The sequence below is a fragment of the Pseudoalteromonas sp. ASV78 genome (assembly GCF_047806705.1).
Classification (GTDB): domain Bacteria; phylum Pseudomonadota; class Gammaproteobacteria; order Enterobacterales; family Alteromonadaceae; genus Pseudoalteromonas; species Pseudoalteromonas prydzensis_A.
Window position 1 is genome coordinate 1,376,761 of the sequence record NZ_JBLOPA010000001.1, and the last position, 8,240, is coordinate 1,385,000.

Below are 8,240 nucleotides of genomic sequence, written 5' to 3' on the forward strand. Positions count from 1 at the left end.
CACGGGGGTAAAGAAATGACGCTATTAGCGTCATTTCTTGCATTAAGATTCGTTTAAATCCTGATAGGCGCTGACACAGTTTCTGCCATTTTCTTTTGAAAAATAAAGTGCTTTATCCGCCGCTTCAATCCATTTTTCATGGCGCTCAAAACTATCTTGAAAACAAGCAAAGCCAATGCTAACTGTCATTTTAATTTGCTGTTCATCAAAATAGATAGAGGAATTTTCAATTAAGCTACGTAGCCGCTCTGCAAATATTTCAGCACCTTGGCGATCCGTGTCCAATAAAGTAACAGCAAATTCTTCACCACCATAGCGCCCCGCAATATCAGTTTCACGTAATGTTTTACGCAATAAATCTGCAATGTTGCGCAGTGCTTCATCACCACAGCGATGGCCGTATTCATCATTCACTTTTTTAAAGTGATCGATATCAAACATCAATAAAGTACTACATCCAGCACTTCGTTTGATCCGCAAAAACTCTTGGCGAAGCGTGTTTTCCCAATGACCGCGATTAGCTAATTGTGTCAACGCATCCGTTTGGCTCATTTGCTCCAATTGACGATTGACTTCTTCAAGCTCTTTTTTATTAACCGCAACGTCAGTGACGTCATAGATTATGATACAAATATGGCCAACTTCACCCATTGTATTTGACAGCGGAATAAACGTTGCATTTTGATACATATGATCCGCTTTACCGGTAATTGGTCGGTAGTTTTTAAAACGGAAAATATAGGGCTGTTGCTCCCAAATCGTAAATGAGCGGTTTTTCAAAATAAACACTGACTCAGATTTACTGCGAAACCATTTTTCGTCTATTGAAGGAAACAAATCAAACAAGTCTTTATCTTTCACTGCACTGGGTAGCATACCTGAATGGTTTTCCATAAAGCCATTCCAAATACACACTTTATAATCTCTATCTAATACCACCAAACCAATATCAACGGTGTTAAACATATCCATTAACCAATGGATTTCATTCATATTAAAATCAGCAGCAGGCATAATGTTAGTCTTCTAGTAGGTAAGCAACTTTGTATTTCAAAGTTTTTAGTGAATCTTCAGTAAACAACAGCATTAAATCACAATTTATATTGTGATTTTCAATACCATAGCTAATTTCTATGGCTAAGGTACGTTGCCAGCGTGATTTATTCGCCTTCACTAAATCAGCTACATCACAGTGTTGCCCTAGCACGACAGGGTGACCCTGACTAAATGTCATATCTAATTGACGTGATAAACCGGTTAAAATTGCACCAATCAAGATATTACTAATATCCATTAATAGCTCCAGCTCAATTTTCTTATTGAGCTCCCCTTGATAATTCATCAAGGACGCGATTTCTTTAAAGCTTGAATCATTAAGTAATAACAACGCTTCACCGGAAACACCGCCGCCAATAAAACCTTGGCACACGCCAGAAGTAGACGCATTAGCGTCAATTGACCGCAGTGCCATATCTAATTCGTTTACTTCAAGAATATTAACATTCGGAATGGGCAACTCTACAAATACATTCAGCAAACGGGCAAGCAAGTCCCCTGCTTGGCCCATAGCAACGTTAGTAAGCTCTTGATAGATATCTCTAACATCTGGGTCAACTTGCTCACCTAAACGGTGTGAGAGTCGCTCGCGCATTGCTTTATCTTTAATGCCATGGTGTTCGATAATATCGGCAAGCTTTTGCGCATCACACGGTTTTTGAATAAAGTCTATCGCGCCAAGTTCGATCACCCGCTGATGCGCATTGGGCTGAATATCGCCTGAGACAACAACGGTTAATATATCCAAGTTTTGCTCTTGAATTGCTTGCAGTACTTCGTAGCCATCCATTTGCGGCATATTTAAATCAAGGAATAATATTTCAGGGTTTAACGCTTTAATTTGCTCAATACAATGCACGCCATCTTCAGCAAACTCAACTTTAATATCCCAATCATCGGGCAACGAACGAGCTAACTGACGGCGCGCAAGCTTAGAATCATCACAAATTAGAACCGATGTTGGCATAGTGTCTCTCTGGTCGCTTACATTGGTAGCAATAAATACTAGAACAATGTGCTTTTATTTTTATGAGTAAGGTACAAACGGTATCACGGCTTCATGTTAATCAATGTAACCGTGCATTACAATTTTAAATTAAACTAAACGCTTGGTGTACATGAGTGATTATAATACACTCACGCTAATTGCGTTAACTCTAAAGGAAATACCGTATGCTTCGTTCACTCACTTTTGCTTTAAGTGCCTTTTGCTCTATGGCTTTTGCAGCCGATATGACCGAAAACACGCTAGATGCTGGTAAAGTATCAGCACAATCAAAACCAATCACTTTATTAGGGCAAGGTGTAAAACTTGGTGATAAAGCGCCTGATTTCAAAGTGGTTGATGGCTCATTTACACCAATCACATTAGCGGATTATCAAGGTAAGGCTATTTTAATAAGCGTTGTGCCAAGCCTAGATACTGGTGTTTGTAGTATTCAAACCAAACATTTTAACGAAAAGGTCGCGTCGCAATTTCCAAATATAGCCATGCTCACCATCAGTGCTGATTTACCCTTTGCACAAAAACGTTTTTGCAAAGCCGAAAACATAGATAAAATCACCGCATTATCTGATTCTGTATGGCGTGACTTTGGTCAAAATTATGGCTTGATAATTAAAGATATGGGACTACTTACTCGTGCCGTATTTGTATTAGATGCGAGTCATAAAATTGTTTATAAACAGTTAGTCGCTGATTTATCAACAGAACCAAAATATGACCCAGTATTGAGTGCATTAAGCGCATTGTAATTTATTATCCAATGAGTAAATTACAATAATAAAAAAACCGCCAATCGGCGGTTTTTTTATTGATTGAATTATTAACCTAATAATTCAGCAAGTTGCTGGTTAACAGCTTCAACAGCTTGAGTACCGTCTAAACGATGATACTGCGTGTTGCCCGCTTTAGCTTCTGCTTGATAATAATCAACCAGTGGCATTGTTTGCTCATGGTAAATACCCAAACGCTTACGTACTGTTTCTTCAGTATCATCGGCGCGAATAATTAACTCTTCACCTGTGACGTCGTCTTTATCTTCAACTTTTGGTGGGTTATATACAACATGGTATACACGGCCAGAGCCTGGATGAACACGACGTCCACCCATGCGATCAACAATGATCTCATCGGCTACATCAAATTCAATTACGTGGTCAACCACAACGCCGTTTTCTTTCATTGCATCTGCTTGTGGAATGGTACGTGGGAAACCATCGAGTAAAAAACCTTTCTCACAATCAGCTTTAGTAATACGCTCTTTAACAAGACCAATGATGATGTCATCAGAAATTAGCTGACCCGCATCCATTACTTTTTTCGCTTCAAGACCCAGTGGTGTGCCTTCTTTAATTGCAGCACGTAACATATCACCGGTAGAGATCTGTGGAATACCGTACTTGTCCATCAAAAACTGAGCTTGAGTGCCTTTACCTGCACCCGGCGCGCCCAAAAGAATAATGCGCATATCATTGTCCTCGTTTGATACTGATTTTACGAAAAGCGTATCAGTATGATTTATTATAAAGCCTGAATTCTTCCATAAGCGCCTGCGATACTCAAGCAACTTATACCAATTGATTAGTCTCAATCATAAAAAAGGGAACCAAGGTCCCCTTTTTATTAAAATGTTACGTTTTGGGCAATTACTTGCTCAAATCTAGCATTAATTTATTTAAACGAGTCACAAAACCTGCAGGATCTTTTAGTGTGCCACGCTCTGCGAGCAAGGCTTGATCAAGCAGTACATGTGACCACTGAGCAAATTTATCTTCGTCTTGTTCAACATTTAAATGCTTAACAAGTTGGTGCTCTGGGTTTAGCTCAAAAATTGGTTTTGCTTCAGGAGCAGCTTGACCCACTGATTCCATTAGCTTTTGCATTTGTGAGCTCATGTCGTTGTCGTCGCTAACCACACAGGCTGGTGAATCAGTCAAACGATGCGTAAAACGCACGTCTTTAACGCTGTCACCGAGTGCCGTTTTGATGCGCTCAACTAAGCCTGCCACTTCTTTTTCAGACTCTTCTTGCGCTTTTTTGGTCTCTTCATCGTCTAAGTTACCTAAGTCTAGATCACCACGGGTAATCGACTTAAATGGTTTTTCAGCAAACTCGGTTAGGTGGCTCATCATCCACTCATCAACACGGTCACTCATTAACAGCACTTCGATACCTTTCTTACGGAAGATCTCTAAGTGTGGAGAGCTTTTCGCTGCTGTGAATGAATCAGCAACAACGTAGTAAATCGCGTCTTGCCCTTCGTTCATACGCTCAACGTATTGCTCTAATGCAACGTTTTGTGCCTCTTCATCAGTGTGTGTTGAAGAGAAACGCAGTAACTTAGCAATCGCTTCTTTGTTTGCTGTATCTTCCGCTGGACCTTCTTTGATCACTTGACCAAACTCGTTCCAAAATACTTGATAATCGTCGGCTTTATTTTTCGCCATACGCTCAAGCAGTTTTAAGGTACGTGACGTACAACCTTTACGGATTGCTTGCGTTACTTTGTTATCTTGGAGGATTTCACGCGATACGTTTAGCGGTAAATCGTTTGAATCAAGTAAACCTTTCACAAAGCGTAAGTAGCTAGGCATAAATTGCTCAGCATCATCCATTACAAATACGCGTTGTACATACAGTTTTAAGCCACTTTGACGATCACGATTCCATAAATCAAATGGTGCTTTTTTAGGAATGTACAGTAAGCTGGTGTATTCTGTTTTACCTTCAACTTTGTTGTGAGCCCAGCTAAGTGGATCTTCCCAATCATGGCTTACATGCTTATAAAACTCTTTGTATTCGTCTTCAGATAGCTCTGATTTATCACGCGTCCACATTGCCGTGGCGCGGTTAATGCTTTCCCACTCACCAGGGACTGCTGGAATTTTCTCGCCATCTTCACCTTCTGACTCAGGCACTTCGGCTTTGTACATTTGCACTGGTGTAGAAATATGATCCGAGTACTTAGTTACAATACTACGTAGGCGCCATTCATCAGCAAATTCTTTTTCATCTTCACGCAGGTGTAAAGTGATTTCAGTACCACGGCCTGCTTTTTCAATTTCTTCTAACGTGTATTCGCCTTCACCTTGTGATTGCCACTCAACGCCTTTTTCTTCACCGGCTTTACGGGTACGAACTGTCACAAGATCTGCAACGATAAATGCAGAATAAAAACCAACACCAAATTGACCAATCAGTTGCGAATCTTTGCTTTGGTCGCCAGTTAAGTTTTTGAAAAACTCAGCTGTACCTGATTTAGCAATCGTCCCTAACGAGCTGATCACTTCATCACGAGTCATACCAATACCGTTATCAGAAATAGTCACGGTATTTTTTTCTTTATCGGCACTAATACGCACATGTAAGTCTGCGTCACCTTGGTATAGCTCACCATTTGAAAGTGCTAAAAAGCGTAATTTATCAGCCGCGTCTGAGGCATTTGACACAAGCTCACGTAAGAAAATTTCTTTATTAGAATAAAGTGAGTGAATCATTAAGTTTAATAGTTGTTTAACTTCTGTTTGAAAGCCTAATGTTTCTTTTTGTGCTGCAGTCATTTATATATCTCCAATTTGTAAAGTGTCTGCGTTATGCACTTAATATGGGGCGCGGTTCGTTAACTTCAAGTCAAAAGAGTAAAAAAGTAAGCTCTAGCAGGATAAACACGGAAGTTAAGTTGTTTATCCTTGCAATCAAAATGGCTGTGGGCAATGGAAGTGCGTTTGCTTGGAGCTTCGAGGGTGTACAAAAAACAGATCGCTGGCATGTAATTGCAACCGTTCAGCCAGTTGTTGGCTATGTTGGTTTTTATACAGATCACAGCCAACAATTGGGTGCCCAATGCTATGACTGTGAATACGTAATTGATGAGTACGTCCCGTTACAGGGGTAAATTGCACTAAAGTACGTGGCGGTGATGTTAAGCGCTGTAATACTGTGTAGTCACTGACGGCTGATTTACCCGTCGTATTACAAATTTTAACTAATGGAAAGAGTAACTTATCTTTGGCTATTGCAGCGTTTATTTGGCCTGCGTCATTGAATAACCAGCCATCCAACATGGCTATATAGTGTTTTTTTATTGTCCCTGCTTGAAACTGCTTATTAAGCTGCCTAGTTGATTCAGGGTTAAGGCCTACAATCATAATACCTGAAGTACCATAATCTAACCGATGTGGCAATTTAGCGCTCTCAAATGCGGCTGTGATACCACGCTGCCCATGCACTAAACGATAATGCACCGAATCCCAGTTAGCCGAGTTTTTACCAGACAAACTCAGTAACCCACTGGGTTTATTGATCAATAAAATATCATCGTCTTGATATAAAATTTCCACATGCTCATGACAAACCGATGCAATAAAGTCATCAACAATCACATTAGGATTCAGGCTACAATCAGACATTTAATTCCTTACCGTGGTTTGGTACACAAACCAAAATAATTAGCGCTAGAATGGCTAAATATTTAAGTCGATTGGTATTATTGCACTATTTTAAAGCTTATTTAAATATGTGAAAGAAAAAGCTCAGGCTTAGTCGTGGGTTTCGTGATACTCATCAACCCACGCTACGGTGGTCATACCAAAACTATTTAATAAGTGATCAAATGTATCATTCTTCTAAAAATGACTTAGTTTCCTACAAGAACGATATAGAATCGTTTCAAGTTATTTTATAAAAGAAACTCTCCTAGTTTAAATAGATCATGAATTAAATCAAAATGGTATCAGGTTGACGCTGTGCAACTCGCTAACTTTACTCTCGCTAACTCGCTAGCTATTTCACTTTCCTGCAAACGTAAAAAGCCGCTTCATTTCTGAAGCGGCTTTCTTTAATTTGGAGCCTGGCGATGACCTACTTTCACATAACAAATGCTACACTATCATCGGCGCTGTTTCGTTTCACTACTGAGTTCGGCATGGGGTCAGGTGGGTCCAAAACGCTATTGTCACCAAGCAAATTTGGTATTAATCCGCTCTTTCGAGCCAATTAATTAAAATTTGGAAAATGGCTGATAATTGTCTTCTTACAACTTTAAGCTTATCGCTTACAGCTGCCAGTAAATCTACTTTAGTCTATTAACTTCTTCGCTTGTTCAACTATCACATAAAACGCGTTTGGCGTTGTATGGTTAAGCCTCACGGGTAATTAGTACAAGTTAGCTTAACATATCACTATGCTTCCACATCTTGCCTATCAACGTTGTAGTCTTCAACGGCCCTTCAGAGACTTTAAAAGTCTAGTGAGAACTCATCTCGAGGCCTGCTTCGCGCTTAGATGCTTTCAGCGCTTATCAGTTCCGAACGTAGCTACCGGGCAATGCCATTGGCATGACAACCCGAACACCAGCGGTTCGTTCACTCCGGTCCTCTCGTACTAGGAGCAACCCCTCTCAATTCTCAAACGCCCACGGCAGATAGGGACCGAACTGTCTCACGACGTTCTAAACCCAGCTCGCGTACCACTTTAAATGGCGAACAGCCATACCCTTGGGACCGACTTCAGCCCCAGGATGTGATGAGCCGACATCGAGGTGCCAAACACCGCCGTCGATATGAACTCTTGGGCGGTATCAGCCTGTTATCCCCGGAGTACCTTTTATCCGTTGAGCGATGGCCCTTCCATTCAGAACCACCGGATCACTATGACCTACTTTCGTACCTGCTCGACGTGTCTGTCTCGCAGTTAAGCTGGCTTCTACCATTACACTAACCGTACGATGTCCGACCGTACTTAGCCAACCTTCGTGCTCCTCCGTTACTCTTTGGGAGGAGACCGCCCCAGTCAAACTACCCACCAGGCACTGTCCGTAACCCCGATTCAGGGGCCAACGTTAGAACATCAAAACTACAAGGGTGGTATTTCAAGGACGACTCCAACAAGACTAGCGTCTCGCCTTCAAAGTCTCCCACCTATCCTACACATGTAGGTTCAATGTTCAGTGCCAAGCTGTAGTAAAGGTTCACGGGGTCTTTCCGTCTAGCCGCGGGTACACAGCATCTTCACTGCGATTTCAATTTCACTGAGTCTCGGGTGGAGACAGCGTGGCCATGGTTACACCATTCGTGCAGGTCGGAACTTACCCGACAAGGAATTTCGCTACCTTAGGACCGTTATAGTTACGGCCGCCGTTTACCGGGGCTTCGATCAAGAGCTTCTCCGAAGATAACCCCAT

6 protein-coding genes and 2 rRNA genes (1 of these 8 running past the window's edge) are annotated in these 8,240 nt (G+C 41.3%); 1 reads left to right on the forward strand and 7 read right to left on the reverse strand.

What is annotated here, in order from left to right:
* Nucleotides 1–42: 42 nt before the first annotated feature.
* Both ACMVDV_RS06110 and ACMVDV_RS06115 read right to left on the reverse strand, forming a co-directional pair.
* Nucleotides 43–1,014 (reverse strand): diguanylate cyclase, encoded by a 972-nt coding sequence (locus ACMVDV_RS06110; protein ID WP_304183167.1) that lies wholly within the window; start codon nt 1,012–1,014, stop codon nt 43–45.
* 4 nt (nt 1,015–1,018) lie between these two features.
* Nucleotides 1,019–2,023: a response regulator gene (locus ACMVDV_RS06115; RefSeq protein WP_304183165.1), complete on the reverse strand. Its 1,005-nt coding sequence runs from the start codon at nt 2,021–2,023 to the stop codon at nt 1,019–1,021.
* Between the two features lie 206 nt (nt 2,024–2,229).
* Here ACMVDV_RS06115 and tpx point away from each other — a divergent pair, with 206 nt between their 5' ends.
* A complete protein-coding gene (tpx, locus tag ACMVDV_RS06120; RefSeq protein ID WP_304183162.1) occupies nt 2,230–2,811 on the forward strand; it encodes a thiol peroxidase in 582 nt (193 codons plus the stop codon).
* A 71-nt stretch (nt 2,812–2,882) separates the two neighbouring features.
* Here tpx and adk read toward each other — a convergent pair whose 3' ends face one another.
* The 5 genes from adk to ACMVDV_RS06145 form a co-directional block, all read right to left on the reverse strand.
* Nucleotides 2,883–3,527, reverse strand: coding sequence for an adenylate kinase (gene adk / locus ACMVDV_RS06125; RefSeq protein WP_416157546.1), 645 nt, complete (start codon nt 3,525–3,527; stop codon nt 2,883–2,885).
* Nucleotides 3,528–3,705: 178 nt separating this feature from the next.
* Nucleotides 3,706–5,619 (reverse strand): molecular chaperone HtpG, encoded by a 1,914-nt coding sequence (gene htpG, locus ACMVDV_RS06130; RefSeq protein ID WP_304182820.1) that lies wholly within the window; start codon nt 5,617–5,619, stop codon nt 3,706–3,708.
* Between the two features lie 135 nt (nt 5,620–5,754).
* Entirely contained in the window at nt 5,755–6,468 is a 714-nt protein-coding gene (locus ACMVDV_RS06135; protein WP_416157547.1) for an RluA family pseudouridine synthase, read from the reverse strand.
* A 438-nt stretch (nt 6,469–6,906) separates the two neighbouring features.
* A 5S ribosomal RNA gene (gene rrf, locus ACMVDV_RS06140) occupies nt 6,907–7,021 on the reverse strand.
* Nucleotides 7,022–7,192: 171 nt separating this feature from the next.
* Nucleotides 7,193–8,240 (reverse strand): 23S ribosomal RNA (locus tag ACMVDV_RS06145); it runs 1,941 nt beyond the window's last position.